The following is a 26,732-nucleotide window of genomic DNA, read 5'->3' on the forward strand; positions in this document are numbered from 1 at the left end:
CGGCTGCCCGCAGGCGGCGGGGCGAGTACGCCCCGCCGCGCTACGGCGTCACCGCGAACGAATCCAGGATCGCCGCCGCCAGGTCCGCGTCGCCCTCCACCTTGATCCGGTCGCTGACCGCCGCGGGCCTGACCCGTCCGGCGGCGAGCCGTACGTACGTCTCCCAGTCCAGTGCCAGCGTCGCCGCGGGCCCCAGCGACGGCGCGCCGTCTATCGTGCCGCGGCCCTCCGCGTCCACGCGGACGGTCCGCAGGAACTCCACGGGCCCGCTCACGTCGAAGACGACCGCCGAGTTCGGCGGGGCGCCCGCGTCCTTGGCGACGACCTTCGGCAGGACGGCCAGGAACGTGTCCCGTGCGACCAGGGCGCCGGGGGAGTCGAGGTTGCCCGGCTTGCCCAGCGCGGTGCGGAGATCCTGCTCGTGCAGCCAGACGTCGAACGCCCGCATCCGGTAGGCCAGTTCCAGCGTCTGCTCGGCCCCGAGAGGGGCACGGACCATCGTGTCGGGCGCGCGGTTCTCGTTCCGCAGCTGCCTGTTCCGCCGGATGATCGTGTACTCCAGCTCGGAGGTCATCTCGGGTGCCGTGTGGTGCCGGCGCACATCGACCTGCATCTCCATGTAGCGCGAGAACTCACTGCGTACGTGGTAGAGATCGCGCGGCAGGGTGTGGATCGGCCGGGGGTCACCGAGCATCTCGCACTCCATGCCGATGACATGCGACACGATGTCGCGCACGGACCACGCGGGGCACGGCGTCGGGCGGTTCCACTCCCCTTCGACAAGGGGTTGCACCAGCTCGGATATCGCTTCGATGGAGTGGGTCCAGGCGTCGGCGTAGGTCTGGAGACTGGGATGGACGGTCACGGAACCCCTCGGCGGTTGTGCGCGGGCTGGGTGCTGTGGTGGACAAGTTACGCTGCCCCCGGGCACCCCGGCAGTGCTTTCGTGTGACGATCGTAGGCCCGTGTTGACGGCTCGAATGCCAGGACGGTGGTAGTGTGCGCGCCTCACTCATCCAGATCGCAGTAGACCCGGACGAACCCGTAGATTCCCGCAGGCAGCGAGCCGCGGCCCTGGTACGCGAGCAGGCCGGTGCCGATCTTGTCGTCCTGCCCGAGCTGTGGCCGGTCGGAGCTTTCGCCTACGAGCTCTTCGAGACGGAAGCGGAGCCGCTCGAAGGTCCCTCGTACGAGGTGATGGCGAAGGCGGCGAGTGACGCGGGCGTCTGGCTGCACGCGGGCTCCATCGTCGAGCGGGCCCCGTCCGGCAGTGGCTCCGCCGCGGGTTCCGGCCCCCTCTACAACACGTCCCTGGTCTTCTCCCCCACCGGGGAGCTCGCCCGGGTCTACCGCAAGATCCACCGCTTCGGCTTCGACAAGGGCGAGGCGGTGATGATGGCCGCGGGCGACGAGCTCGCCACCGTACGGCTCCCCGAGGCCACCCTCGGCCTCGCCACCTGCTACGACCTCCGTTTCCCCGAACTCTTCCGCGGCCTCGTCGACGCCGGCGCGGACCTCCTCGTCATCGCCGCCGGCTGGCCCGAACGCCGCCGTGCCCACTGGACCCTGCTCGCCCAGGCCCGCGCCGTCGAGAACCAGTCGTACGTCCTCGCCGTCGGCAGCGCCGGCACCCACGCGGGCGTCGAGCAGGCGGGCCACAGCATCGTGGTCGACCCCTGGGGCGAGGTCCTCGCCGAGGCGGGCGCGGCGGAGGAGATCCTCACCGTCGACCTCGACCCGGCGAAGGTGGCGCAGACCCGGGAGGAGTTCCCGGCGCTCAAGGACCGCGTCCTGGGGCTGACGCCGCCGCGGTGACGGTGTCGCGGTGACCGTGCCGCGCGGGCCGGACGGCCGGGGCGGCATCTGCGCACCGGGGGTCCGCACTGCGCCCGGAAGCCCGCACTGCGCCCCTGGGCCTCTGCCCGGCCCGGCCCGGTCAGTACCGGGTGCCGAAGTTCTGCACCCACCACGGCCCGTTGGCGCTGAGGTTCACACCGACCCCGAAGTCGGTGAATCCGCAGTCCAGGATGTTGTCACGGTGGCCGGGGCTGTTCATCCAGTCGATCATCGCCGTCGCCGGGTCGTCCGGCCCCCGGTGGATGTTCTCGCCCCACTTGCCGGCCGGATAGCCCGCGGCGCGCATCCGGTCGTCGGCGTGCCGGCCCTCCGGGCTCGCGTGCTCGTAGTAGTCGCGGGCCGCCATGTCGTCGGCGTGAGCCTGGGCCGCGGCCTGCACCTGGGCGCTCACCCGGAGCGGGGCGCAGCCGGCCTTCGCCCGCTCGACGTTCACCAGCTCGGCGATCTGCTCGGCGAACCGGGCCGCCTGGCCGGTCGCCTTGCCGCCTCCCCCGTCCTTCGTCCGTTCCGCGGCCGGCTGCGCGGTGCGCTCCTTGTGCCGGGAGGTGGGGGTGGACGCGGCGGCCGTGCTGGTCCGGGTGCCGGTGGGCGCGCCGGCCGTCGTCCCGGGAGACGTCGAAGGTGCCGCCGACGGGGAGGCCGAGGGCGACGCCGGGGGTATGAAGCCGGAGAGCTCGCCACCCGGGGCCAGTGCGACGCCCGGGTCCCCGGGCACCTCCCGCACGGACGCGGCCACGGCCTCATCGTTCGCAGCGTCCCCGTCCGAACCGCTCAGCGCGAAGATCCCGCCCGCGATGACGACAGCCGCGGCCACACCCACGACCACGGGTGCCGGCACGTCCGGCCGGAACCCCGGCCGCGGTCGGCGACTGTGCCGGCCCTTCCCCGCGGCCCGCCGGCGCACGCCGCGTCCGTCCGCCGCAATCCGGACCGTCCGGGTCGCCACGGTCTCGGGAAACGACGCCACGGTCTCGGGAAACCAGGTCGGCCTCTTCATGTGCTGCATCGGGGTCCCGTTCTCATCGGAAGGCCGGTCCGTCCGGCACAGAGGAGAGGGGCGTGCGGCATACGGGATAACGGTTTTTCGCCTCAGGGCCGGATTACTGGGGGCCGGACGGGGCCACCGCGCCTGCATCACGCCGCCGTGGTTGAGGCTTCAAACGGAGGTGGCACCCTTGGGACCATGACTGCTGCTTCCCCCGCCCCGCGCCGCCGTGCCCGTGTCCGTGCCCCCGAGCTGATCGGCAAGGGCGGCTGGCTCAACACTGGCGGCAAGGCCCTGACCCTCGGCGACCTGCGAGGACGCATTGCCGTCCTCGATTTTTGAAAATAGACAACAGAGCACCGATCTCTTCTCCACACTGAGTGTGTGCACCAAGACACGATCTGTGATTTGTACCTTCGGCTGTCCCTCGACAGGGACGGCAAGACTGCAATCGAGCGGCAGGAAGCCGACTGCCGTGCCTGGGCCGAACGCAACGGACTGACCGTCCGCAAGGTCCACATAGACAGAGGGCGCTCTGGCTACAAGACCGTTGAGCGCAAGGGCTTCGACGCCGCGTTGGCGGCTGTCACGGCCGGCGTCGTCGGCGCGCTGATCGTCTGGAAGCTGGACCGTCTGTCCCGCAAGGGGATCGGCCAGGTGGGCAAGGTGCTGGACGACATCGAGAAGGCCGGCGGCCGTCTCGTCTCAGTCGTGGACGGTCTCGACACCTCAAACGACTCGGCGCGCATGGTCGTCGCGATGCTCGCTGAGCTTGCCCGCTCCGAGTCGAAGAACCTCGGCACGCGCGTCGGGCACGCAAAGCGCTACCTCCGCAGCAAGGGTCAGTGGATCGGCGGACAGCCTCCGTACGGGCTGCTCATCGACCCGAAGACCAAGAAGCTCGTTCACGACCCGGAGCACGCTGTCTACGCCCGCCTGATCGCAGATGAAGCGCTTGCCGGGACATCGTTGGTCAAGATCGCCCGACTCCTCAACGAGTACGAGATCCTCTCTCCCAGGGGCGGGCAGTGGAACGCGGCCAGCATCATGCAGCTCCTGCGTTCCCCTGCGTTCGCCGGCTTGATGCCGGAGACCGAGAGCGTCGAGACAGATGACGGCGAGCGGAAGTACACGGGCCGGGTCTTCCCGTACCGCGATCCCGAGACGCTGGACACCGTCGAGATCGGCGAGGGGATCATCACGGTCGGAGAGCGGGAACAGATCATCCGGACGCTGGAATCCAGAACGTTCGTGCACGCAGGAAAGCGGCGGCCCAAGCCCGAGGGAACGGCGCTGCTCACGGGACTCGTCTACTGCGCGGTTCCTGGCTGTGGTCGCCGGATGCACCGTGTGGGCGGCAGCTACCAGTGCATGGCTCGCCGCGCGGGCAACCAGTGCATCGGAGCGTCGGCGCTGGCTGAGGCGGTTGACCAGTACGTGACGGAACAGTTCCTCACCAAGCTCCCAGCGCTCGAACCGGACGACCCGCTGCTTGTCGCGATCGCAGATCGCTGGGTGCACCGCGTGGACCCGGAGACCTTCGCGAAACGTGATGCGCTTACCGCCGAGATCCAGGACGAGGAAGCCCGCTTGGCTGACCTTGAGGACGCGCGCTATGTGCGTGGCGAGTTCCGTGGCGCCGCAGCCGTGGAACGCTACAACCGACTTTCAGAGCGGCTGAGGGGGCGCATCGAGGGGCTTCGCACCGATCTCCGCAAGCTGCCCATGCCGTCGGTGGACGTGTCACCGATGCTCGACGGCCTCACCCTGCGTGAGGCATGGGCTGATGCGACGAACGAAGACCGGCGCGGTCGGTTGTCACTTGCCATAGACCGGGTTGAGGTGAGTAAGGGGGTGCGTGGTCAGCGGATCATCCCCGAGCAACGCATCCAGATCCGTTGGGCGAAGCTGGCGGAAATCGACACCGCCGCCTGAGCACCCGGCAAGCGCCCTGCCACAGCGGACAGGCGTGACGAAGTGACGGAATGACGCTCGCGGGCGGTTACCTCTCATAGCAGTGTTGTTGTTTCCATGAGTGGATCAGAACTAATCGTCATTCCGTCACTTCGTCACTCGGTATGTGCAAAGTTCAGGCGAAGCCCTCGCAGCGACCCCGGCCCCAGCTCGAAAGGCGTGCGCTGGGTGCGGCTCCGTTTTTGGGCGGGCATTCCGCGCTGACCTGGAGGTATCCCCTCGTTAGGGTGCGAGAACGACCCTGTTAAGCCTTCCGAAGCACGCTGAACACCCCCCATAAGCCTCCCTGCTCGTCACCCTGACCAGGGCGGCGGGTGCGGGGGCTCTGACGTCTCCCGGGTACGTAGAAGTTCGTGCAAGTTGCTGGCAGGCGCGCGTGATCCGGCGCAAGCTCGTTCATGTTGATCGCCACCCAAGCGACCGGAGGACACCATGGCGTTGCACCGGCTTGGCAAGGACCCCGAGAGTCCCAACAACGGTTCCCCTACTGTCTACTTGGACGACGAGACCGGGAACTACATCCTGCAAGGGTGGCGCGTGACGGACGCGGAGCGGCTGGCTCAGATGGACATCCCGGCCCATGAGACCGTCATCGAGTTCCCGAAGCGCATGATGCACTTCTTCCCGGAGGTGAACGGTGGCGACGGAGTCGATGTTTGAGGACCTGTTCCGCGCCGCGAAGCACAGCGCGTACCACCTGGAGATGAGGGACGCCTACGCGCTGGATCAGGACTACTCCGAGTGGACTTCGGGCAACCGATTCGACCCGGCGGAACGCTGGCCCTGGTGGGTCGAGCTGGTCTCCGCGTCCGTGGCCCGGGGGGTTGACGTCCGGCGGGCGCGCATCGTCTCCGAGCCGATCTCCCTGTATGTGCGCTACGAGTACGAGCTGACCAGCGGCCACAACATCAAGGCGGGTGAGTCTGTGCGCTGGCTCCCGCGCCGGGAGGCTTCCGTCCTCGCCCTCCCTGGCAACGACCTGTGGCTCTTCGACGGCTCTTCGGTGCTCTTCAACCTCTTCAACGGCAATGGGGAGATGACCGGTGAAGAGCTGGTCACCGATCCCGTCGTAGTGGAGCTGTGCGCGTCCGCGTTCGCGGCTGTCTGGGAGCGGGCCACGCCACACGAGGACTACCAGCCGGTCTGATCCGGAGCAGCGCAACGTGAGTTCATCGTCGAGTGTTCAGCAAGCCCGGGAGGCCCTGGGCAAGCGGCTGCGTGAGATCCGGAAGGACTCGGGTCTGACCGCGCGGGAACTTGCCTCCCGGGCCGGCTGGCATGAGAGCAAGTGCAGCCGCGTCGAGACCGGTCGTACTGCGCCATCTGACGACGATCTCGGCGTCTGGGCGCTGCACTGTGATGCCCAGGACCAACTGGCCGACCTGATCGCCACGGCACGCAACATCGACGGGGCCTACATCGAGTGGCGGCGGATGGAGCGGTCCGGCCTGCGGCGTGCTCAGGAGTCGGTCCTCCCGCTGTGGGAACGCACCCGGAACTTCCGCGCCTACTCGTCCTGGCTGATCCCCGGCCCCTTCCAGACGCGCGCCTACATCGAGGCGCTTCTCAGGGCAATTCGCGACCGCCGGGCGCTGCCCGATGACCTGGAAGCAGCCGTCCAAGTCCGTGTGGACAAGCAGCGGATCTTGCATTCGGGGCCGCATCGCTTCGCCGTTCTCCTGGAGGAGAGCGTCCTACGCCACCGCATCGGTGGCACCGACACCATGGCCGGGCAACTCGGTCATCTCCTCTCTGTGGCAACGCTGCCGAACGTCAGCCTTGGCGTGATCCCGCTGGGCGCAGACCGTACGGCCTTGTGGCCAGTAGAGGACTTCTGGGTCTTCGATGAGGCACAGGTCAACGTCGAGTTGGTCTCTGCGTTCCTCACGATCACTCAGCCCCACGAGATCAGCATGTACGCCCGCACCTTCGCCAACCTGGCAGAACTGGCCGTCTACGGCGCCCCGGCCCGCGCGCTGATCACAGCAGCCATCGACTCTCTCGGGTGATCGGGCGCAAGTCCGCGCAAGTTCGTTGAGGCCCGCTCCGCGCCGTTCCTAGCGTGGTCGTCAGACGGACGACATGAGGAGCGGGGCCGTGAAGCCGATCACGTATGCGCAACCTCCGGTAGAGCTGCCGCTGCGGTCCGACCCGGATCCCGCACCGGTCGCCGGCTGCGGAGTCTGCTCCGCCCTGGCCGCCCAGCGCAAGGATGCCCGCCTGGCGGGTGACGGCTCGACGGTCAGCGACTGCAACGTGGAACTGCGGAACCACCCGCACCCCCGGGCGTCGTCATGAGCGTGACAGCCGTACTCCGGTACGTGACGTACGTCATGCGCCGCCACCCCCTCGGCAGAGACCACGGCAACCGCGCGGTGCCTGAACCCGGACTGCCGATGGACCTCCGAGCCGACGGGGAACGCGGACGTGTGCACCGACATGTGCATCCAGCACACCGGCCGGACCGGCCACATGACCTTCCTCCGGGAGTTCTCGGAGGTCGCCGTTGTGGAGCGTATGCCCTGAGCAGCCGCTTCGTAAGACCGTGATCCTGCGTTCATGCGCGGATGGCAAGCTTGAAGGATGAACGATGCCGTCCCGGCGCCCACCCCTGCGCCCGCGCCCCGCCGTGCCCGTGTCCGTGCCCCTGAGCTGATCGGCAAGGGTGGCTGGCTCAATACCGGCGGCAAAGAGCTGACCCTCGCCGACCTGCGAGGTAAGTGCGTTGTTGTTGATTTCTGGACGTTCTGCTGCATCAACTGCCTGCATGTCCTGGACGAGCTGCGCGAGCTGGAGGAGAAGCACCGGGACACCCTGGTGATCATCGGTGTGCACTCGCCGAAGTTCGTGCACGAGGCCGAGCACCGGGCCGTCGTCGACGCCGTCGAGCGGTACCAGGTGCACCACCCCGTCCTCGACGACCCGGAGCTCGCGACGTGGAAGCAGTACGCCGTGCGGGCGTGGCCGACGCTCGTCGTGATCGACCCCGAGGGGTACGTCGTCGCGCAGCACGCCGGTGAAGGGCATGCCCATGCCATCGAGCGGCTGGTGGAGGAGCTGGAGGCCGAGCACGGCGCGAAGGGGACGCTGCGGCGCGGGGACGGGCCGTACGTACCGCCGGAGCCCGTGGCGAGCGATCTGCGGTTCCCCGGGAAGGCCGTGCTGCTGCCGTCCGGGAACTTCCTGGTGTCCGACTCGACCCGGCACCAGCTGGTCGAGCTGGAGCCGGACGGCGAGACGGTCGTCCGGCGCATCGGCGACGGGGACTTCCGGGAGCCGCAGGGGCTCGCGGTGCTGCCGGACGGGCGCGTCGTCGTCGCCGACACCGTGAACCACGCGCTGCGGACGTACGACCCCGCGAGCGGCGCGATCGAGCGCGTCGCCGGCACCGGGCGGCAGTGGTGGCAGGGGTCGCCGACGTCCGGGCCGGCCCGTGAGGTGGATCTGTCGTCGCCGTGGGACGTGGCCTGGTGGCAGGGCAAGGTGTGGATCGCCATGGCCGGCGTCCACCAGCTGTGGACGTACGACCCGGCCACGGACACCGTCGAGGCCGCCGCCGGCACGACCAACGAGGGACTGGTCGACGGGCCGGCGCGGGAGGCGTGGTTCGCGCAGCCGTCCGGTCTCGCCGCCACCGAGGACCGGCTGTGGATCGCCGACTCGGAGACCTCCGCGCTGCGCTGGGTCGACACCGACGGCGTCGTCCACACCGCCGTCGGCACCGGCCTCTTCGACTTCGGACACCGCGACGGGGACGCCGGACAGGCGCTGCTCCAGCACCCGTTGGGCGTCACCGCGCTGCCCGACGGTTCGGTCGCCGTGTCCGACACGTACAACCACGCGCTGCGCCGCTACGACCCGGCGACCGGTGGGGTGACGACCCTCGCCACCGATCTGCGGGAGCCGTCCGCCGCCGTCCTCGTGGGCGACGACATCGTGGTCGTGGAGTCGGCCCGGCACCGGCTGACCCGGCTTCGGCTGCCCGAGGAGGCCGTACGGGTGGAGGCCGTCGCGCACTCTACGCAGCGGGCCGCGACGGAGGTCGCCCCGGGCACGCTGCGGCTGGACGTCGTGTTCCAGGCCCCGGCCGGCCAGAAGCTCGACGACCGCTACGGTCCTTCGACCCGGCTCCTCGTCTCCTCCACCCCGCCGGAGCTGCTCGCGGGCGGCGAGGGCGCGGGCACGGACCTGTTCCGTGAGCTGGAGCTCGACCCGGCGGTGACGGAGGGCGTTCTGCACGTCTCGGCGATGGCCGCGTCCTGCGACGACGCCCCTGAGAACGAGTACCCGGCCTGCCATGTGCACCAGCAGGACTGGGGCGTTCCGGTCCGGGTGACGCAGGACGGTGCGGCGCGCCTCCCGCTGGTGCTGGCGGGTATGGACCCCGCCTAAGGGCTGTCCCGTAATCCCCGGCGGGCGCACGACGACAGCTACGGCACCTCGCTGCGTTGTCGGATCGCCCGAATACGCCCAGTATGAGGACGACCCTCCGCCTTGCGATGCACCGCATCTGACGCCGCGCGCTGATCCACCGGGGATTACGGGACAGCCCTTAGGGTCTGTCCGGGCCCGACATGATCGTCCGGTCGGGGCCTGGGGCCCACGGGCCTCAGTAGAACAGGCCCTGCTTGTTCGAGGCGCGTCCCGCCGCGCCGTCGAGGCAACCGGCCACCCACAACCCCGGGTTGTGGGTGGCCTTGCGGCCGCCGAGTCCCTCGGACTCCATCCGCGCGCAGCCCCCGCTCAGTAGATCCTTCGTCCACTTGCCCGACGGATCGGACTTCCTGATGCGCATGCCCTTCACGTACCCGGCCTCGTACGCGATGTCGTCGCCCCACGGCGGGCGGTCGTTGTACTTGTGGATGAGTACGGCGGTGAGCGCGGCGACCAGCACGACGGCGGCGGCGATCACGGCGGTCAACTTCCGTGGCGACGGGCCCCGGTGACGCACGAGGCTCGTCTGCTGTCCGAGCATAACCATGCGAAACACCGTGCCAGGCACGGTGTTTCGCAGATGTTAGCGAGCCGGCGGGGGATCAGGCGTCACAGGGACCAGGCGTCACCTGACGTCGACGTTGCCCGACACCCTCGGGTTCACCAGGTGCTTGGCGTCCACGTTCTGGTGCAGGGCGAAAACCGTGCCGTCGCCCCGCTCCTTGAAGCTCTTCGTGAACGAGCCGTTGGCAGCGGTCCTCACCGTCCCCAGCAGGTACGACTCCTTCGGCTTGCCCTTCGGCGAGAAGTAGACGCGCACCTCCCTGGCGCCGTACCCCTTCCAGGTCGGCGCCAGGTGCTGCAGCGTGCCGGAGACGGCGATCAGGCCGCCCTTCCGTACGGTCGGCGAGACCTTGTAGCCCGTGATCCGGGTCGGTACGCCGCTCGCGTGCAGGACGGGGCTCACGGCCGTCGGGACGTCCGTGCTGCCGAACCAGACCGCCCGGTAGTAGCCGGTCGCCGGGGCGGCGACCGAGCCCAGGAAGAAGCCACTGGAGGTGCCCGTCAGCGTGCCGAGCTTGGCCCAGCTGGTCCTGCCGTCCTTGGACACCTGGATGTCGACCTTGGTGTGCGGCCGCGGGGCGCCTTCGACGTTCACCGAGCCGGAGGCGGTCAGCCGGGAGTCGGAACCGAGTGCAACCTGGAACTGGCTGATGCTGGTGATGGCGGTGGTGCGGAAGGTGAGCGGGACGGTGGGCTTGTTGGAGAACCAGTCGCCGTTGCTGACGATCAGCTGCCGCTTGTCGCCCGCGAACGGGATCTTCGTCTCGGCGCTGAACCGGCCGTCGGCGTCCGTGACGGCACTGCCGTTGAACAGCCCCTTGGCGTCCACGATCTCGACGTCGGCCCACTTCGCGGTCCGCCAGGCGCCGCCCAGCTCGTACTCGACCTTGCCCGTGACCGTGACCGGCGCGTTGTACTTGCCTCTGAAGTCGGCCTTGTCGAGCGTGACCCGGGCCGGCAGGCCCTTGGGGGTCACCGTCACGGTCTGGGTCCTGACGTTCCCGTTGTACGCGAACACGGGCAGCGGCCCGTCCTCGGCGATGAACCAGTCGGTGAACCGGCCGTCGGCGTCCGTCGTCAGCCAGTCGACGTCGGTGGGGTCCGAGGAGCTGTGCAGGCGGATGCTCGCTCCGGCGACGGGCTTGCGCTCGTGCGTGACCGGCTGCCAGTCGACGAGCCTGCCGCTCGCGGTGACTTTCAGGTCGTCGAAGGTCGGCTGGGGCCGGTCGACACCGAACTCCTCGAAGTACCGCTTCGCGGTGTAGTCGTACGTACCGGCGTTCTCGAGGAACGTCTCGTCCCCGTCCGCCTCCCGGACGATCAGGTTGACCGCGTACGTGCCCGCGAGTTCGAGCCTGACCTCGCCGGTGGTGATCCAGTCGCCCGTCTTCCTGTCGCCCGAGGCGAGCGTGAAGTCGTGGACGGTCTCGACGGCCACGTTCTCGCCCGGCCGGTGGATGACGGCGGAGATGCCGGTCACCTCGCTGTCGGCCTTGAGGTCGTCGACGAAGAGATGGCCGGGCTTCTGGGCGAGGCCCGAGACGCCGACGGTGGTCGGCCCCGCCGCGGCGGAAGCGGCGTGGGGCACCGCGAGTACGCCCAGTACCACGGACGTGGACAGGGCAAGGGAAAAGCTGCGCTTCACGTGTGACGTCCCCCCGGACGAATCAGAAGGGGGCGCGACAGATGTTCAACGACCGGTCGATGAGAGGCGCCCCACTACCAGGATCCTAAGCGGCAGCGGGGCGCGTCGTACACCGCGTTTCCGTCGTCGGCCAGGTCAGCCTTCGAGGAACGCCACCAGGGCGTTGGCCAGCAGATACGGGTCCTCCGCGCCGCACAGTTCGCGCGCGCTGTGCATGGACAGGATCGCCACACCGATGTCGACGGTCCTGATCCCGTGCCGGGCGGCGGTGATCGGGCCGATCGTCGTGCCGCACGGCATGGCGTTGTTGGAGACGAACGTCTGCCACGGCACCCCGGCGCGCTCGCACGCCGCGGCGAACACGGCCCGTCCGCTGCCGTCCGTCGCGTACCGCTGGTTGACGTTGACCTTGAGGATGGGGCCGCCGTTCGCGCGCGGGTGGTGCGTCGGGTCGTGCCGCTCCGCGTAGTTGGGGTGCACGGCGTGTCCGGTGTCGGACGAGAGGCAGACCGTACCGGCGAAGGCGCGCGCCCTGTCCTCGTACGTACCGCCGCGCGCGAACACCGAGCGCTCCAGCACCGATCCGAGCAGCGGCCCGTCCGCGCCGGTGTCCGCCTGGGAGCCGTTCTCCTCGTGGTCGAAGGCGGCGAGCACCGGGATGTACGTCAGGTCGTCGCGTGCGGAGACCGCGGCGAGCGCCGCCGTCCCGGCGTGCACGGACAGCAGGTTGTCCATCCGCGGACCGGCCAGCAGCTCCCGGTCCCGGCCGAGATACGCGGGCGCCTCCAGTGCGTGCGTCATCAGGTCCCAGCCGGTGACCTCCCCGGCGGCGAGCCCGGTCTCCGCCTCCAGGAAGGAGATCAGGTCACCCTCGCCGACGGAGTCGCCCAGACCCCAGATGGGCTGCATGTGCTTCTGCTTGTCGAGTTGCAGACCCTTCTCGTAGATCGAGCGGTCCATGTGGATGGCGAGCTGCGGCACGCGCAGCAGCGGCCGGTCGATGTTCACCAGCCGCGTCGTCCCGTCCCGCAGGGAGAGCCGGCCGGCCAGGCCCAGGTCGCGGTCGAGCCAGGAGTTGAGCAGCGGGCCGCCGTAGATCTCGACGGCGATCTGCCGCCAGCCGTGCGCGCCCATGTCGGGCTGCGGCTTCACCCGCAGGTTCGGCGAGTCGGTGTGCGCGCCGACGATCCGGAAGGGCGTGTGGGCCTCCGCCCCCTCAGGCACGTACCAGGCGACGATCGCCCCGCCCCGCAGCACGTACTTCCCGCCGGTGCCCGCGGCGGAAGCCGTTGATGTCACGGCGTCCCAGGCGTCGGTCTCCTCGACCTGCCGGAAACCGGCCTTCTCCAGCCGCTCGGCGGCATTCGCCACGGCGTGGTACGGCGACGGGCTCGCCGCGAGGAAGGACATCAGGTCATCGGTGTGTCCGCGGTCGAAGCGGGCCGGTGCGTCACTGCTGCTCATGGTGTTCACCTTAACGAGGTACGGGGGCCCGCTCCCGGGAAGGAAGCGAGCCCCCGTTGACGAGGTCGGCCGGGGCCGGACTAGTGCCCCTCCCGGCAAGCTCTGCCCTGTCGCGTCGTCCGGCACGCACCCTCGCTGCGTTGGCCAAAAGCCCTGGTAGCTCCGCTACAAGGACTTCCTGCCGCCTTGCGATGGCACGCACCGGACGACGCTCCTTGACGGGCAAACATTGCCGGTCGCGGCACTAGAACGCGGCCTCGTCCAGCTCCATCAGCTCGTTGTCGACGCCCTCGGCGATCTCGCGGGCGAGCGAGACACCCGGCAGGACGTTGGCGGCGAAGAACTTCGCGGCCGCGATCTTGCCCTGGTAGAAGGCCACGTCTTTAGTAGACACAGTCTTGGCGGAGGCGGTCTCCAGCGCCTCGGCGGCGACGGCCGCGCCGCGCAGCAGCAGGTAGCCGACGACGACGTCGCCGGAGGCCAGCAGCAGGCGGGTGGTGTTGAGGCCGACCTTGTAGATGTTCTTGACGTCCTCGCCGGTGGCGGTGAGGTCGGTCAGCATGCGGCCGACGATCGCCTCCAGGTCGACGGCGGCCTTGGCGAGCGCGTCACGGGCGCCGGCCAGCTCGTCGCCGCCGGTGCCGACCGCGAGGAACTTCTTGATCTCCTCGGCCAGCAGGTTCAGCGAGGCGCCCTGGTCGCGGACGATCTTCCGGAAGAAGAAGTCCTGACCCTGGATCGCGGTGGTGCCCTCGTAGAGGGTGTCGATCTTGGCGTCGCGGATGTACTGCTCGATCGGGTACTCCTGCAGGTACCCGGAGCCGCCGAAGGTCTGCAGCGACTGGGCGAGCTGCTCGTACGCCTTCTCGGAGCCGTAGCCCTTCACGATCGGCAGCAGCAGGTCGTTCAGGCCGTGCAGCGTCTTCGCGTCCTCGCCGGCGGCCTCCTTGAGGGCGATCTCGTCCTGCACCCCGGCGGTGTAGAGGACGAGGGAGCGCATGCCCTCCGCGTACGCCTTCTGCGTCATGAGCGAGCGGCGCACGTCGGGGTGGTGCGTGATGGTGACCTTGGGCGCCGTCTTGTCCATGAACTGCGACAGGTCGGAGCCCTGGACGCGCTCCTTGGCGTACTCCAGCGCGTTCAGGTAGCCGGTCGACAGGGTGGAGATCGCCTTCGTGCCGACCATCATGCGGGCGAACTCGATGATCATGAACATCTGGCGGATGCCGTCGTGCTTGTCGCCGATCAGCCAGCCCTTGGCGGGGTGCTGGTCGCCGAACGTCATCTCGCACGTGTTGGACGCCTTGAGGCCCATCTTGTGCTCGACGTTCGTCGCGTACACGCCGTTGCGCTCGCCCAGCTCGCCGGTCTCCCAGTCGAAGTGGAACTTCGGGACGAGGAAGAGGGACAGGCCCTTGGTGCCGGGGCCGTGGCCCTCGGGGCGCGCCAGCACGTAGTGGAGGATGTTCTCCTCCATGTCGTGCTCGCCGGAGGTGATGAAGCGCTTCACGCCCTCGATGTGCCAGGAGCCGTCCTCCTGCTGGATCGCCTTGGTGCGGCCGGCGCCCACGTCGGAGCCGGCGTCCGGCTCGGTGAGGACCATGGTGGAGCCCCAGCGCTTCTCGACCGCGATCTGGGCGACCTTCTTCTGCGCCTCGTTGCCCTCCTCGAAGAGGATCCCGGCGAAGGCCGGACCCGAGGAGTACATCCAGATCGCCGGGTTCGAGCCCAGCAGCAGCTCGGCGTAGGCCCAGACCAGGGAGCGCGGCGACGTGGTGCCGCCGATCTCCTCGGGCAGACCGAGCCGCCAGTACTCGGAGTCCATGAAGGCCTTGTAGCTCTTCTTGAACGACGCCGGGACCGGCGCGGTGTTGGTCGCCGGGTCGAAGACCGGCGGGTTGCGGTCGGCGTCCTCGAAGGACTCGGCGAGGTCGTTCTCCGCGAGGCGGGCGATCTCATCGAGGATGCTCTTGGCGGTCTCGACGTCCATCTCCGCGAACGGGCCGGTGCCGTACAGCTTGTCGCGCCCGAGGACCTCGAAGAGGTTGAACTCGATGTCGCGGAGATTCGACTTGTAGTGCCCCATGGCGACGGCTCCGTAAGGATCGGGGAGGAGGCAGGGTTCCTCGTACATCTACCAGCAAGTAGCCACGATGATGCTACCCGCCGGTAATAACGTGCAACCCCTATCGGTCATCTGTGACACGGCTCGCTGCCGCGGGCCGGTTCCCCTCGGCCGCCCCGAGTGCCGGACACGGGGCGGCCGTCGGTCGGTACGCTTGCGGTCATGTACGGCTACGACCAGAACCCCGGCGCGCAGCAGCACTACGCCGCCCCGCCGCAGCAGCCGATGTCAGGCGCCGGTATGCCCGGTGCCGGCATGCACGGTGCTGGTGCCGGGTACGGCGAGCAGCCGCTGTATCCCGAGCCGTCGCCGCCGTCGCTCGCGGACGCGGTGCGGGCGTTCACGACCGGGTCGCTGTCCGCGGAGGACTTCCAGCAGATCTTCGCGACGTCGAAGGTGTACTGCCCGCGCGGCGACAACCCCGGCTTCCTCGCGCTGCACAACACCCAGCAGCCGGTGATCCCGATGTTCACGTCCCTCAAGGAGCTGCGGCGGTACGCGGGCAAGGAGTCGAAGTACTTCGTGATCACGGGCGCGGAGGTGATCGACCTGCTGCCGACCGGGTACGGGTTCGTCCTCGACATGGAGGGGGAGCACCGGATGGTGTTCGACGCGAAGGCCGTGGAGCAGATGGTCGACTTCGCGATGCGCCGTATGTACGGATGAGCCGGTGTGGCCGATCGTGGCCGCCGTGACGTGCGCCCGGGAATTGTTCCCGGGCGTTTTCGCGTTCAGGGTGGCAAGAAGTTCAGCGTTCAACTAAACTCGGACGCACAAGGAGGTCCCGCCATGCCTGCAGTGACTGTCGAGAATCCGCTCACCCTGCCGCGCGTCGTCGCGCCCGCCGATGCCCAGGCGCGTCCCGTGCTCGCCGTGACCACGGCGCCCAGCGGATTCGAGGGGGAGGGCTTCCCGGTGCGACGTGCGTTCGCCGGGATCAACTACAAGTACCTCGACCCGTTCATCATGATGGACCAGATGGGCGAGGTGGAATATCAGCCTGGGGAGCCGAAAGGGACCCCGTGGCACCCCCACCGCGGCTTCGAGACCGTCACGTACATCATCGACGGCGTCTTCGACCACCAGGACTCCAACGGCGGTGGCGGCACCATCACCAACGGGGACACCCAGTGGATGACCGCGGGCGCGGGCTTGCTCCACATCGAGGCGCCGCCGGAGGGCCTTGTCATGTCGGGCGGTCTGTTCCACGGGCTCCAGCTGTGGGTGAATCTGCCGGCCGAGGACAAGATGATGGCCCCGCGCTACCAGGACATCCGCGGTGGCAACGTCCAGCTGCTGACGTCCCCGGACGGCGGTGCGCTCCTGCGAGTCATTGCTGGCGAGTTGGACGGCCATCAGGGCCCCGGCGTCACGCACACGCCGATCACGATGATCCACACGACGCTGGCGCCGGGTGCCGAGGTCACCCTGCCCTGGCGCGAGGACTTCAACGGCCTGGCCTACGTCCTCGCGGGCAAGGGCTCGGTCGGCGCGGAACGCCGCCCGATCCACCTCGGCCAGACGGCGGTCTTCGGCACGGGCTCCTCGCTGACGGTCCGCGCGGACGAGAAGCAGGACTCCCACACGCCGGACCTGGAGGTCGTCCTCCTGGGTGGCCGACCCATTCGTGAGCCTATGGCCCACTACGGCCCGTTCGTGATGAACACCCGCGAGGAACTCCAGCAGGCGTTCGAGGACTTCCAGAAAGGGCGGCTGGGCACGATCCCGGCCGTGCACGGGATGTCTGAGGGTGGACTGTAGGGCTCGCTGGCAACACACGCGGGCAGGTCCGGTCTGGACATAGACGGGGCCTGTCCGCGCTTGCGGCCCGGTTCAGTCTGATTCAGTTCGCGGGCAGGCATTCAGCCTTCCGCTCACAGGCGCGGTGCTCCCCGGCGGGTGCGTGACCACCTGTGCCAACGGCCCGTGAAGATCCGTTCCACGATCATCATCAGTGCCAGTCCTGCGGCAGCGATCCCGCAGGACTGGAAGAACATGGTGCTGAAACCGGAGCCCCAAAAGGCTATGCCGGCTGCGAGGCCGCCAACCGTGAATGCGGCAACGCCCATGAGCCCAAGCAGTACGTAGAGCGGTGCAAGGGCACTGCGAAGACTCCCAGTCGCCCCGGACTGTGGTTGTACACCGTGAACGTGCACTGTCACATGCTGATCCCGGCCAGCCTGATACACGCGCCCCTCGTCCTCGGCCTGGGCGTGCATCTGCCACCGAGAGTGTTCTTCATCGCGTCGGCCTTCGGCCTTCATCGCTGGTTTCTCCTGATGCTGGTGGACAGCAAGCACTTGCTTGGGGCGGCATTCACACAGGGCCGAGCTTACGAGCAAGCTCCAGGCCGATGTCTCCGATGAACTTGAGCTGGAGTTCAGCAGGGTTCCGGATGGTGTAGTAGACGAAGACGCCGATGCTCACGGGTACGTACAGCCAGGAAACCGTATCGATCAGGTGGGACCTGTAGGACAGGCGCTCACGAAGAATCACGAAGCCTGTTGCGCCGACGATGACGGTTCCCAGCGAGAAGAGCACGGACCACCAAATCGAGGGGTCGGACTTGTCAGTCCACACGGCGCGTGTGCTGGCGCCCGCGATCGCGAGTGGAAGTAGTGGGGCCAAGGCGAGTAAGACGCTGAGTAGCGTCTCCCAGATCCCGCCCCAGGAACTGTCTCCCTTCTCGGGGTAGTCCCAGTCGTCGTCTCCATCCTCGTCGTCATAGTCGTCTATGTCGGGTGCCGAGCCATGAAAGTGATACTCCGTGATGTGCTGGTCGCGGCCCGCTTGGTAGACACGCCCCTCATCCTCCGCGCTCGCGCGCATGTGCCAAGGGGCGTCGTCTTCGTCGTCCCAGTGCCCTGTGCTCATCGCTCGCTGATGAACTGGTTCCCGCCTGCTTGGTACACCCGACCGTGATCACGGACCTCGGCGTGGAAGCTGGTGTTTGTCCGGGGCGAGCCAGCTTCCCCGAGCCGCGACAGCAGGGCTTCGAACTCTGCTGCAGCCGCCGGATCTTCCAGGAAGAGAGTCAACATCCGCCCTTGCCAGGCGGACTGAAGAGCCTGACGGACCTGCTCGACGTCGCCGGCCGGGGTTGCGAGAAGAGCCGAACGGGTCGTGTTGAGGTCCCGTTCCAGTTCACTGGCGGAGTCGGGGCGAAACTGTCGCCACAGAGTGACGACCCCTGATCGCAGCGTGTTCCACCCGTCTGTTGCCATGGCCGATACCACGGCTGCACCGCCCGCGCTGGCCAAGGCGATGAGTGTTGGGTCCACGGTGTTTCCCCCCGTTGTGTCCACACGTTCGACTGATAGTGAATCAGTAACTCCGCGATATGGGCTGGAACTTCAGGCAAATGATCAACAAGTCGAAGGGCTCAACCCCACCACCGACGGTGCAGACGCACGGACTCGCCAGGGTAGAGCGGGAATCGGCCGGGGTCGTTGTCATGCCTCGTCCGGCGGGTAGCGCTCGCCTACTTCCATCCGTCCAGCGACACCTGGGGACCGCCGGTGAGGTAGCGGTGGAGGGCGCTGGCGGTGGTGTCCACGAATTCCTCGGGGATGACGTCGGCGTCGATCCAGCGGACCTGGGCGTGCTTGCGGGGTTCGCGGTTTTCGGGTTCGCCGGCCCATTCGTGGGCGGCGAAGACGACCGTGAGGAAGCCGTTGGGGGCCTCCACGCCCCAAGCGCCGTGGATGACGTGGGCGACCTTGAGCGCGTCTGGTTTCACGGTCAGACCGGTCTCTTCGTACAGCTCGCGGACGGCCGTCTCGGTGATCGGCTCGCCAGGTTCGCTCTTGCCGACGGGGAGGTCCCACATGCCCTGTGCGAACTTGGCGTTCTCGCTGCGCTGGAGGAGGACGACGCGGTTGGTGGCCTTGTCGTGGACGATGACCGCGGCGACCAGCAGGGTCATCGATTCGAGCGCCGGCTTGAGGGCCTTCGGCTGGTCGTCGGTCTGCTGGGTCACGGGGTTCCCTTCTTCGGACGGGTTGTCGGCATGTTAGGCGAGGGTTTCGCGGGCGCGGCGGGCGAGATCTGCGGCGCCGGGCACTTTGCGCCGCTGGTAGACCGCGAGGGTGGAGCGGATCGAGGTGATCGCCTTGCGGGTGCGGTCGGAGGTCATGCCTTCCATGAGGACCAGGGCCTGGGTCCAGGCGGCGACGGCTTCGTCGGCGCGGGCCTGGGCGGCGAGGTTGTCGCCGAGGTCGGCGTGGGTGAGGGCGTGGACGCGCTTGTATTTCTTGGGGTCCCAGCGGGTGAGGGCGTCCCGGTGCTGCTGTTCGGTGCCGACGTGGTCGGCGAGGTCGGTCAGCGTGCGGGCGGTGTGACTGGCCACGGTGCCGGCGGCGGGGCCGCTGACGCGGGAGTAGCTGGGTTGGGGGCCGTCGTCACGTAGGAGCGCGTCTTCGGCAGCGAGTAGGGCACGTGCGGCCAAGGGGTGCTCGTTGACGGCCGCGTAGGCGCGGGCGTGGGTGATGTGGAGGAGGGCTTCGGTCTGGCCGTCGATGTGGCCGGGGCCTTGGGCGAGGGCGGCTTCGGCGAGGTCGACGCAGTGGTGGGGCTGTTTGAGGCTCAGGGCCTGGTGGGCGAGGGCGCGCATCATCCAGGCGGCGTGGCCGTGGGGGTCGGCTTCGCAGGCGAGCTGGTAGGCGACCTGGTAGTAGCGTTGTGCGGCGCCCTCCTGGCCCAGGTCGTGGTGCTTCCACCCAGCCAGGTAGGCGAGTTCGGCGACCGCGCCGAACGCGGCCCGACGTAAGGCTTCGCTGGGGAAGCGTCCGCGCAGCATGGGTGCGGCGGTGTCGGCAAGGTAGGCGGTGACGGTGGTCAGGCCGTGGCCGCCGCCGAGGCGTTCGTCGGCGGCGCTGAAGGCCGTGGTGATCTGCCGTACGACGTCCACGTCCTCTACGCCGATCGTGGATGTGCCGGTGCGGGCGCGGAGCATGCGGGCGGTGGCCTCGTGGTCGTAGCCGAGCGGCATGGCGACGCCGGCGGTGGTGAAGGCTGCGATGGCGAGGAATCGGCGGCGCTCGACGTCGGCGCGGCCCAGGTCGGTGACCGCGAGGACGGGGTCGGATTCCGCCTGCTGTTCGGCCTCGCCGGCATGGAGGCCGATCTCGGTCTGGGTGATCGTGCGTCCCTCTCGGCGGGACAGTGCTTCGGCGAGGTACTGACCTACCTGGCCCGAAGGGGCACGGGTGCCGTTCACCCAGTGCGAGATGGCCGACTTGTTGGTCTGGAGGATCTCGCCGTTCTCGGCGGCAATACGCCGCACGTCTCTGGCGAGGGCCTCGTAGGTGCAGCCGACCGCGTCGATGACGTCGCGCAGACGGGAGTTGGGGTCTCTCTGCGCCGCCACGATCGCCTCCACTCCGGAGCTGTAAACCGCGTATACCGCTTCAACTGCCTTCCACCGTACCCACCGAGCGTGACCACAGGTTCACTTATCAGCAGCCGCCTGGAACGGCGTGACCGTGATCCAGGCTCCCCCTTGGTCCGGGCGGCTCCTCGAAATTCCGTACGCCCACTCCTGGTTCGGGCATTCCTGTGCCCGGACCCGGCCGAACTGAGACGGAGACACGGTGACCACCATCGACACCACGGCCATCACGGTTGAGCTGCCCGAGGCGTTCGACCCGCGATGGAGCCGCCTGCCCGGTATCCAGGTCGACGGCCGGCGCATCACGATCGACCCGGCCGAGTATTTCTTCCGCTTCGAGTCGAGCACCTGGCTCGTCGCCGATTGGGAGCTGGTCAAGTCCAAGCTCCTGGACGTGGACGAGACGACCGAGAGTGCGGTCGAGCAGCTCGCGCTCGACTTCATCAAGCGCCACGGTGAGTCCACCTCGGACGCCGCCCGCGTCCTGGCCACCGCGTACGAGGTGTACGCCTACCTCTTCCGCGAGGAGCACCTGGCCGGTCTCGGACTCCCGCAGATCACTGCCGACCACCTGCGGATGCTCCGCGAGGCGGCCACGCTCATGGCGCTCAACAAGGTCGAGCTGGACGGGCACATCTCCAACGTCGGCCCGTGCTGGTTCTTCCCCGCCGCCACCTCCGTCGTCTTCGACCTGGACGACGAGATGGGCGGGATGCTCGACGAGGTCTACCACGGCGGCTGGTTCAACGAGCACCGCCGGATCGAGTCCATCAAGGCCCACGCCGCCCTCGGCGGCCGGCTCGTGCACGGCTGCCAGTCCGTGCCGGACCAGTCCGGCGGCGTCGTCGCGCCCTACGGTGCCTCGATGGCGAACTTCCGTGAAGACCTGGCCGCGTTCAAGGCGGGCTGGATCGAACAGGTCTACTCCCACCGCGTGATCCCCGCCGCGTAACCCACCGCCCGATCAGGCTCCGGGGCGGGCCGGCATCTCCCGCCCCGGACGCCACCATCCCCCGGAGCCCTCACGTGACCACGAACCCCAGCGCCGAACTTCTCGACAACCTGCTCACCGTGGCCGGTCAGGCCACCGCCGTACGGGAGGAGGTGCGCGTGTGGTCCATGTCCGGAGTCGAGCGCGTGGCCTTCCCTGACGGCTCCACGGCCATCTTTAAGTACGCCAAGAAGCCGTTCGACTGCGAGGACCAGGCCCTCCGCCTTGCACACAGCCTCGGTGTCCCCGTCCCCCAGGTCCGCGCCTCCGCGGTCCTGGACGGCTGGCTCGGCATGCTCATGGAGGACCTCGGGCCGTCGGTCCGCGAGGCCGACGACCTCGACGGCGTCGCCGCGGCCGTGGTTCTGCACGGCGCCCGTACGGCTCCCGCTCTGTCTGTCCTCGACGAGGAACGGCTGCGCACGCTGCCGGCCCGGGCGCAGGAGCACCTCGCCCAGCTGCGCAAGGCCGAGCGGTGGCAGGATGCCGACGACGTCGAGGACGCGCTCGACCGGATCGCCCAGGCTGCCGATGCCCGTTCCGTCGGAGCGACGATGGCGCCCTTCGGCTGGGTGCACTCCGAGTTCCACCCCACCAGCGTTCACATCGGCGAGCGCGGCTGGCGGCTGCTCGACTTCGCCCGCGCCTTTACGGGCCCGGGCCTGCTCGACCTTGCCAGCTGGCACGGCACCATCGAGCCCCCGCACCCCGTGCGCCTGCGCGTCTTCGTGGAGCAGTACGTCACCGCCGGCGGCACCCCCGACGCCCTCGCCCCGCGCGGCGGGCTCACCGCCGAGAACTGGGCCCTGGGCTGGCATCGCATGTGGGCCGTCGAGTGGTTCATGGAGCAGTCCATCCGCTGGATCAACGACTCGGCCACCGACCCCGCCTACCTCAAGGCCGTCCGCCGCCACCTCACCGACGTCCTCCACCTCCTGGAGATCTGACGTGCTCGCCCAGGCTTCCCCGTGGCACGCGCACGCCCTCCAGCGCACCGCCGCCGGACTGGCCGAACCCCTGTCCTTGTCTGCGCGGATGGAGTGGACCACGAGGCCCGGCCAAGGTCCCGGAGCCGAGATCCTCGGCCCCGACCTGCGCGGCAAGCGACTCCTGGAACTCGGCTGCGGCCCTGGCCACAACGCCGCCTACCTCGCCACCCGCCACGGTGCCCACGTCACCGGCGTCGACCTGGTCGGGCTGCAGGTCCGCCGTGCTCGCTCCCACTACGGACGGCTGAACAACCTCACCTTCGTCGCCGGCCACGCCCTGCACTACCTGCAAGCCTCCGACGAGACCTTCGACGCGATCTACTCCGTCTTCGGCGCCGTAGGGCTCGTCGCCCCAGAGCTCCTGCTCCCGGCCATCGCCCAGCGCCTCACGCCAGGCCGGATTCTCGTCTTCTCCGTCCCGCACCCGCAGCGCGGCGGCCGAAGCCCCTCCGGCGACGACCGTCCCCGCCGCGACTACATCACCCTCCCCGACCACACGCGGATTCCCATCGCCCGATGGGAGTTCGCCACCGACCGCTGGGAGAAGCACCTCAGCCACGCTGGCTTCTGGCTCACCTCCGCCCAGGAGTTCCACGACCCCCGTATGGGCCACTGGCCCACCACCCTGCTGATCCGCGCCCGCAAGCTCTGACAGCCGCCTTCGCCCCGCCTCTGGAGGACCGATGCGCCCGCCCTACCTGCTCCTCGACATCGACGGCGTCCTCATACCCTTCCCCGACGCGGACGGCTCGACCCCGGCCACCCACGCCCGCCACGACGTCGTCCCCACCGGCCGTAGCGCCAGCGACCCGGTCACCATCTGGCTCAACCCCGCCCACGGCTCCATGCTCATGGACGTGATCCGTACCGGCCTGGTCACCCCCGTCTGGTGCACCAGCTGGCGGCAAGATGCCACCACCCTGATCGGGCCCCTCCTCGATCTCCTGCCCCTGCCGCACGTCGACCTGCCGCGCCCCCAAATCACCACCAGCCACCCCAACGGCTACCTGTGGAAGCGCGACCACGTCGATGCCTGGCTGGGCGACGCCCCCGCTGTGTGGATCGACGACGACTTCACCAGCCTCGACCACGCCTGGGCCGCGGAGCGCACCACCCGTGGCGCGGCGACCCTTTTGATCCAACCCGACCCTCGTGCCGGGCTCCAGACTGAACACCTGGCCGAGGCCCGGGCGTGGGCAGGGCAGCAGCTCACGGTGCGGACTGCTGCACCCGCTGCTCCGAGCGAAACCGAAGCAGCGTGACGCGAACCGGGGCAGAAAGCCTGATGCCCCCGCCACGATGCGTGGCGAGGGCATCTGACCGGGGTCAGCGGTGCCGACCGCGCTCTCCGGGCCTCATGGCCACTGGTGTGGCCGGTGGGTGTGGCGTGGCGGACATGGACGACGTGCCGCTGACGGTGTTTCGCTGCGAGCCGCTTGCGCCCGCTTGTTCGGTTGAGCGGTGATGCGCCAGTTGAGCCGCGGCTGCCCGGCGCCCCCGAGGGCACCATCAATGCTCTGGAGAATCGCCGGTTTCCCTAACCGGCGATGGGGGTGTATTCTCCCCCGCTCGTCTCGGGTTACCGGCAGGTCAGACCGCTACCGCCAACACCTCCTTCTGCCGCGATTCGCCAGCCTCTGCGCCATCGCCCTTGGTCTGTTCTGGTCGTACGAACTCGAGTGTCGCCCGCTTATCGACGGGCGTCGACTTCCCCACACCGGCCGCCTTGGTGACCGTGACCCGGCGCACGAACAACTTGACGAAGTCGCGGCGTTCCTGCGTCGTCGCCGCCTCCCACCACGAGCCCTCGCCCACCGGATCGACGTCTCCCGCGCCGATTGGCAGCCACAGGTGGATCGGGAGCGTGGGCGTCGCCGCCTCCTCCAGCTCTGCGAGGCGTACTTCCGCCTGCTCCATCCGCCCGAGGAGCCGTTCCCGCCGCTCGCGGAACCGGCGTCGGCCGACCGGGTCGTCGTAGTCGCCGGCCTCTTCCCTGTCGTACAGCTCCTCCAGCGCGTGCTTGGCATCGGCGCGTTCGGTGACGAGGCTGCGGCGTTCGCCCACGATTTCCGTCTGTTCCGTCTGTGCCGTGTACCGCCGGGCGGCCTCGGCGAGAATGACCGCTGTCTCGGGGTCGTCCTCGGCGGTCTGGATGAGGGCGAAGATACGTCGGGCTACGTACAGATCCAGGGTCTGCATGCTGATGGTGCATTCGCCCTCGTGCTGGCCCGGCAGCGCCTTCCGGCGGCGGCAGCGGTACGCGGCCTTGTTGGGAGTGGTCGCGCGGTGCGACGTCATCACTGCGCCGCAGTCGCAGAACAGGAGGTCCATGGCGGAGAGCACGGCGTGCCCCCGCGACAGGCCCTTGCCCTGGCCCCTGCCGTCGAGCCACTCCTGCAGTTCATGCCACTCGTCCGGCGTGATGATCGGCGGGTACGCCTGAACCGGCTTCATGGTTTCGGGGTCGCGCTCGATGCGGTAGCTCTCGATGGCGCTGGTCAGCTTGCCGTCCTCCCGGCGCTTGTACACCGGGATTGCCGCGTAGCCCGCGATGCGGGGGTCCCGGAGGATGCGCATAGCCGTCTTCGGGTCCCAGACGCTGTCCTTCGTCTTCTTGCCGACCCTCTGCCCCTTCGTAGGGACGCCGTCGGCGGTCATCTGGGCACAGATGCCCGTGAGGGAGCCCGGGTGCCGGCGTCCTCCGCCCGGCTGGTACGGCATGTCCTTGTGCTTCTTGATCCGCGCCCACATGTCCTGGATCACCGGGACCTCGTCGGGATCGTGCTCCAGGATCTGGATCACGACTGGCCTGCCCTCGGGCGTCATGCGGGTCACCGGGACCATGCGGAAGCCGTGCGGCGGCTTCCCGCCCACGTAGCCACCGAGATCCAACGCCGCCTTCTTCGCTGCCCGGACGGCGTCGCTCTTGTTCTTGCTCTCGCTGTGGGCTGCGTCGAGCCGCAGGATCAGATGGATCAGGTCCATCAGATTGCCCTTGCGGAACTCGCCCTCGGTGAGGCTGACGATCGTCACGCCGAGGTTGAGCAGCTCCGTGACGACGGGGATGGCATCCAGCGGATCCATCCGGGACAGGCGGCTGATGTAGTAGACGACGATGAGGTTGATCCGGCCCTCGTGGCAGTCCTTGAGCAGCCGGTCGAAGTCCGGTCGGCCGTCGCCCGTGAACGCGGATATGCCGAGGTCCTCGTACTCGGTGATGCTGACGGCCCCGCGCCGTTTGGCCTCGGCCACACCCGCAGCGCGCTGGGTGACCGTGCTGACCTCGGACTTGTTGGCGCGCCCCACGGACTGACGCCCATAGACACCTGCATGGATGTCCATGCCGGTCACCACCCCTGGTCTGATCATGGGGGGACTCTAGCTGATTCTTTGCCCCCCCAACTGGTTTCATTCAGGGAACCCCGTGGCACCCCCACCGCGGCTTCGAGACCGTCACGTACATCATCGACGGCGTCTTCGACCACCAGGACTCCAACGGCGGTGGCGGCACCATCACCAACGGGGACACCCAGTGGATGACCGCGGGCGCGGGCCTCCTGCACATCGAGGCGCCGCCGGAGTCGCTCGTCATGTCCGGCGGTCTCTTCCACGGTCTGCAGCTGTGGGTGAACCTGCCGGCGAAGGACAAGATGATGCCTCCGCGCTACCAGGACATCCGCGGCGGCCAGGTCCAGCTGCTGACCAGCCCCGACGGCGGCGCGCTGCTCCGGGTCATCGCCGGTGAGCTGGACGGCCACGAGGGACCCGGCATCACGCACACGCCGATCACCATGGTCCATGCGACCCTGCGTCCCGGCGCCGAGATCAACCTGCCGTGGCGCGAGGACTTCAACGGTCTGGTGTACGTCCTCGCCGGCCGTGGCAGCGTCGGCACGGACCGCCGTCCGGTCCACAGCGGCCAGACCGCCGTCTTCGGCGCGGGCTCCTCGCTGACCGTCCGTGCGGACGAGAAGCAGGACTCGAACACGCCGGACCTGGAGGTCGTGCTGCTCGGCGGGCAGCCGATCCGCGAGCCCATGGCGCACTACGGGCCGTTCGTGATGAACACCCGCGAGGAACTGCAGCAGGCCTTCGACGACTTCCAGAAGGGCAAGCTGGGCACCATCCCCGCCGTGCACGGGATGTAAGCCGGCGTAAGCCTGCGACTCGTCGGCTCTCCGGCTCGACGACCCGATGCCGCGCTCGACGCACGGTCGGCCGCGCCCGGCCCGCACCGCCCGTCCGAGGCTGCTGCGCGGACTGACCTGGCTGGTCCTGCGCCAGCACCGGACCACCCTGTGCTGCGTCCTCGCCC

Annotated in this window: 25 protein-coding genes and 2 pseudogenes; 16 read left to right on the forward strand and 11 right to left on the reverse strand. The window is 68.9% G+C overall.

The window, feature by feature from the left end; translation table 11 throughout:
• Positions 1-40: 40 nt before the first annotated feature.
• Positions 41-865: a maleylpyruvate isomerase family mycothiol-dependent enzyme gene (locus tag ACWGI8_RS12835; RefSeq protein ID WP_453660375.1), complete on the reverse strand. Its 825-nt coding sequence runs from the start codon at positions 863-865 to the stop codon at positions 41-43.
• A 134-nt stretch (positions 866-999) separates the two neighbouring features.
• On the opposite strand from ACWGI8_RS12835, the gene ACWGI8_RS12840 reads away from it, so the two are divergent.
• Positions 1,000-1,815 (forward strand): carbon-nitrogen family hydrolase, encoded by an 816-nt coding sequence (locus ACWGI8_RS12840; RefSeq protein ID WP_453660376.1) that lies wholly within the window; start codon positions 1,000-1,002, stop codon positions 1,813-1,815.
• A gap of 121 nt (positions 1,816-1,936) precedes the next feature.
• On the opposite strand, the gene ACWGI8_RS12845 is transcribed toward ACWGI8_RS12840, so the two are convergent.
• Entirely contained in the window at positions 1,937-2,854 is a 918-nt protein-coding gene (locus ACWGI8_RS12845; RefSeq protein ID WP_453660378.1) for a CAP domain-containing protein, read from the reverse strand.
• Positions 2,855-3,040: 186 nt separating this feature from the next.
• Here ACWGI8_RS12845 and ACWGI8_RS12850 point away from each other — a divergent pair, with 186 nt between their 5' ends.
• The 8 genes and pseudogenes from ACWGI8_RS12850 to ACWGI8_RS12885 all read left to right on the forward strand — a co-directional run bounded on the left by ACWGI8_RS12850 (position 3,041) and on the right by ACWGI8_RS12885 (position 9,208).
• On the forward strand, positions 3,041-3,184 hold the full coding sequence (locus ACWGI8_RS12850) for a hypothetical protein (protein WP_453660410.1): 144 nt from the start codon (positions 3,041-3,043) through the stop codon (positions 3,182-3,184).
• A 42-nt stretch (positions 3,185-3,226) separates the two neighbouring features.
• Positions 3,227-4,777, forward strand: a complete 1,551-nt coding sequence (locus ACWGI8_RS12855; RefSeq protein WP_453660380.1) for a recombinase family protein — start codon at positions 3,227-3,229, stop codon at positions 4,775-4,777.
• Between the two features lie 471 nt (positions 4,778-5,248).
• Positions 5,249-5,476 (forward strand): hypothetical protein, encoded by a 228-nt coding sequence (locus ACWGI8_RS12860; protein ID WP_453660382.1) that lies wholly within the window; start codon positions 5,249-5,251, stop codon positions 5,474-5,476.
• Positions 5,469-5,963 (forward strand): DUF6879 family protein, encoded by a 495-nt coding sequence (locus ACWGI8_RS12865; protein ID WP_453660384.1) that lies wholly within the window; start codon positions 5,469-5,471, stop codon positions 5,961-5,963. The genes ACWGI8_RS12860 and ACWGI8_RS12865 overlap by 8 nt, the downstream gene beginning before the upstream one ends.
• Positions 5,964-5,979: 16 nt before the next feature.
• Entirely contained in the window at positions 5,980-6,825 is an 846-nt protein-coding gene (locus ACWGI8_RS12870; RefSeq protein ID WP_453660386.1) for a helix-turn-helix domain-containing protein, read from the forward strand.
• A gap of 88 nt (positions 6,826-6,913) precedes the next feature.
• Entirely contained in the window at positions 6,914-7,114 is a 201-nt protein-coding gene (locus ACWGI8_RS12875; RefSeq protein ID WP_453660387.1) for a hypothetical protein, read from the forward strand.
• A 66-nt stretch (positions 7,115-7,180) separates the two neighbouring features.
• Positions 7,181-7,342, forward strand: a pseudogene (locus tag ACWGI8_RS12880) (hypothetical protein); the annotation flags it as partial.
• A 57-nt stretch (positions 7,343-7,399) separates the two neighbouring features.
• Positions 7,400-9,208: an NHL domain-containing thioredoxin family protein gene (locus tag ACWGI8_RS12885; RefSeq protein WP_453660388.1), complete on the forward strand. Its 1,809-nt coding sequence runs from the start codon at positions 7,400-7,402 to the stop codon at positions 9,206-9,208.
• Positions 9,209-9,425: 217 nt separating this feature from the next.
• On the opposite strand, the gene ACWGI8_RS12890 is transcribed toward ACWGI8_RS12885, so the two are convergent.
• From ACWGI8_RS12890 to ACWGI8_RS12905, 4 genes are all read right to left on the reverse strand, one after another.
• On the reverse strand, positions 9,426-9,797 hold the full coding sequence (locus tag ACWGI8_RS12890) for a hypothetical protein (protein WP_453660389.1): 372 nt from the start codon (positions 9,795-9,797) through the stop codon (positions 9,426-9,428).
• A 78-nt stretch (positions 9,798-9,875) separates the two neighbouring features.
• On the reverse strand, positions 9,876-11,459 hold the full coding sequence (locus tag ACWGI8_RS12895; protein ID WP_453660390.1) for a hypothetical protein: 1,584 nt from the start codon (positions 11,457-11,459) through the stop codon (positions 9,876-9,878).
• Between the two features lie 135 nt (positions 11,460-11,594).
• Positions 11,595-12,923, reverse strand: a complete 1,329-nt coding sequence (locus ACWGI8_RS12900) for a M18 family aminopeptidase (protein WP_453660391.1) — start codon at positions 12,921-12,923, stop codon at positions 11,595-11,597.
• 244 nt (positions 12,924-13,167) lie between these two features.
• Entirely contained in the window at positions 13,168-15,009 is a 1,842-nt protein-coding gene (locus ACWGI8_RS12905; RefSeq protein WP_453660409.1) for an acyl-CoA dehydrogenase, read from the reverse strand.
• A gap of 201 nt (positions 15,010-15,210) precedes the next feature.
• Here ACWGI8_RS12905 and ACWGI8_RS12910 point away from each other — a divergent pair, with 201 nt between their 5' ends.
• A complete protein-coding gene (locus tag ACWGI8_RS12910) occupies positions 15,211-15,714 on the forward strand; it encodes an SseB family protein (protein WP_453660392.1) in 504 nt (167 codons plus the stop codon).
• A 123-nt stretch (positions 15,715-15,837) separates the two neighbouring features.
• On the forward strand, positions 15,838-16,809 hold the full coding sequence (locus ACWGI8_RS12915) for a pirin family protein (protein ID WP_453660393.1): 972 nt from the start codon (positions 15,838-15,840) through the stop codon (positions 16,807-16,809).
• 555 nt (positions 16,810-17,364) lie between these two features.
• Here ACWGI8_RS12915 and ACWGI8_RS12920 read toward each other — a convergent pair.
• From ACWGI8_RS12920 to ACWGI8_RS12935, 4 genes are all read right to left on the reverse strand, one after another.
• Positions 17,365-17,922 carry a hypothetical protein gene (locus ACWGI8_RS12920; protein ID WP_453660395.1) on the reverse strand — a complete coding sequence of 186 codons (558 nt, stop codon included), beginning with the start codon at positions 17,920-17,922 and terminating at the stop codon, positions 17,365-17,367.
• Complete coding sequence (locus tag ACWGI8_RS12925) at positions 17,919-18,329, reverse strand: hypothetical protein (protein WP_453660396.1); 411 nt, start codon at positions 18,327-18,329, stop codon at positions 17,919-17,921. The genes ACWGI8_RS12920 and ACWGI8_RS12925 overlap by 4 nt, the downstream gene beginning before the upstream one ends.
• 200 nt (positions 18,330-18,529) lie before the next feature.
• Entirely contained in the window at positions 18,530-19,027 is a 498-nt protein-coding gene (locus ACWGI8_RS12930) for an NUDIX domain-containing protein (protein WP_453660397.1), read from the reverse strand.
• 33 nt (positions 19,028-19,060) lie between these two features.
• On the reverse strand, positions 19,061-20,416 hold the full coding sequence (locus ACWGI8_RS12935; protein ID WP_453660399.1) for a tetratricopeptide repeat protein: 1,356 nt from the start codon (positions 20,414-20,416) through the stop codon (positions 19,061-19,063).
• A 223-nt stretch (positions 20,417-20,639) separates the two neighbouring features.
• Here ACWGI8_RS12935 and ACWGI8_RS12940 point away from each other — a divergent pair, with 223 nt between their 5' ends.
• The 4 genes from ACWGI8_RS12940 (at position 20,640) to ACWGI8_RS12955 (ending at position 23,679) form a co-directional block, all read left to right on the forward strand.
• Positions 20,640-21,389: a hypothetical protein gene (locus tag ACWGI8_RS12940; RefSeq protein ID WP_453660401.1), complete on the forward strand. Its 750-nt coding sequence runs from the start codon at positions 20,640-20,642 to the stop codon at positions 21,387-21,389.
• Between the two features lie 74 nt (positions 21,390-21,463).
• Positions 21,464-22,375, forward strand: a complete 912-nt coding sequence (locus ACWGI8_RS12945) for a phosphotransferase family protein (RefSeq protein ID WP_453660402.1) — start codon at positions 21,464-21,466, stop codon at positions 22,373-22,375.
• Between the two features lies 1 nt (position 22,376).
• Positions 22,377-23,069 carry a class I SAM-dependent methyltransferase gene (locus tag ACWGI8_RS12950; RefSeq protein ID WP_453660404.1) on the forward strand — a complete coding sequence of 231 codons (693 nt, stop codon included), beginning with the start codon at positions 22,377-22,379 and terminating at the stop codon, positions 23,067-23,069.
• A gap of 31 nt (positions 23,070-23,100) precedes the next feature.
• Positions 23,101-23,679, forward strand: coding sequence for an HAD domain-containing protein (locus ACWGI8_RS12955; protein WP_453660406.1), 579 nt, complete (start codon positions 23,101-23,103; stop codon positions 23,677-23,679).
• A gap of 328 nt (positions 23,680-24,007) precedes the next feature.
• On the opposite strand, the gene ACWGI8_RS12960 is transcribed toward ACWGI8_RS12955, so the two are convergent.
• On the reverse strand, positions 24,008-25,786 hold the full coding sequence (locus tag ACWGI8_RS12960; RefSeq protein WP_453660407.1) for a recombinase family protein: 1,779 nt from the start codon (positions 25,784-25,786) through the stop codon (positions 24,008-24,010).
• A gap of 41 nt (positions 25,787-25,827) precedes the next feature.
• Here ACWGI8_RS12960 and ACWGI8_RS12965 point away from each other — a divergent pair.
• Positions 25,828-26,565 (forward strand): annotated as a pseudogene (locus ACWGI8_RS12965) (pirin family protein); the annotation flags it as partial.
• Positions 26,566-26,732 lie beyond the last annotated feature (167 nt).

Source organism: Streptomyces sp. NPDC054841 (assembly GCF_053611045.1).

Bases quoted from the DNA above. Each gene is read 5' to 3' on its own strand.
- ACWGI8_RS12890 (WP_453660389.1), bottom strand. From the start codon at position 9,797: ATGGTTATGCTCGGACAGCAGACGAGCCTCGTGCGTCACCGGGGCCCG.
- ACWGI8_RS12900 (WP_453660391.1), bottom strand. From the start codon at position 12,923: ATGAGCAGCAGTGACGCACCGGCCCGCTTCGACCGCGGACACACCGAT.
- ACWGI8_RS12865 (WP_453660384.1), top strand. From the start codon at position 5,469: ATGTTTGAGGACCTGTTCCGCGCCGCGAAGCACAGCGCGTACCACCTG.
- ACWGI8_RS12910 (WP_453660392.1), top strand. From the start codon at position 15,211: ATGTACGGCTACGACCAGAACCCCGGCGCGCAGCAGCACTACGCCGCC.
- ACWGI8_RS12955 (WP_453660406.1), top strand. From the start codon at position 23,101: ATGCGCCCGCCCTACCTGCTCCTCGACATCGACGGCGTCCTCATACCC.
- ACWGI8_RS12920 (WP_453660395.1), bottom strand. From the start codon at position 17,922: ATGAGCACAGGGCACTGGGACGACGAAGACGACGCCCCTTGGCACATG.
- ACWGI8_RS12860 (WP_453660382.1), top strand. From the start codon at position 5,249: ATGGCGTTGCACCGGCTTGGCAAGGACCCCGAGAGTCCCAACAACGGT.
- ACWGI8_RS12885 (WP_453660388.1), top strand. From the start codon at position 7,400: ATGAACGATGCCGTCCCGGCGCCCACCCCTGCGCCCGCGCCCCGCCGT.
- ACWGI8_RS12960 (WP_453660407.1), bottom strand. From the start codon at position 25,786: ATGATCAGACCAGGGGTGGTGACCGGCATGGACATCCATGCAGGTGTC.
- ACWGI8_RS12915 (WP_453660393.1), top strand. From the start codon at position 15,838: ATGCCTGCAGTGACTGTCGAGAATCCGCTCACCCTGCCGCGCGTCGTC.
- ACWGI8_RS12850 (WP_453660410.1), top strand. From the start codon at position 3,041: ATGACTGCTGCTTCCCCCGCCCCGCGCCGCCGTGCCCGTGTCCGTGCC.
- ACWGI8_RS12845 (WP_453660378.1), bottom strand. From the start codon at position 2,854: ATGAAGAGGCCGACCTGGTTTCCCGAGACCGTGGCGTCGTTTCCCGAG.
- ACWGI8_RS12905 (WP_453660409.1), bottom strand. From the start codon at position 15,009: ATGGGGCACTACAAGTCGAATCTCCGCGACATCGAGTTCAACCTCTTC.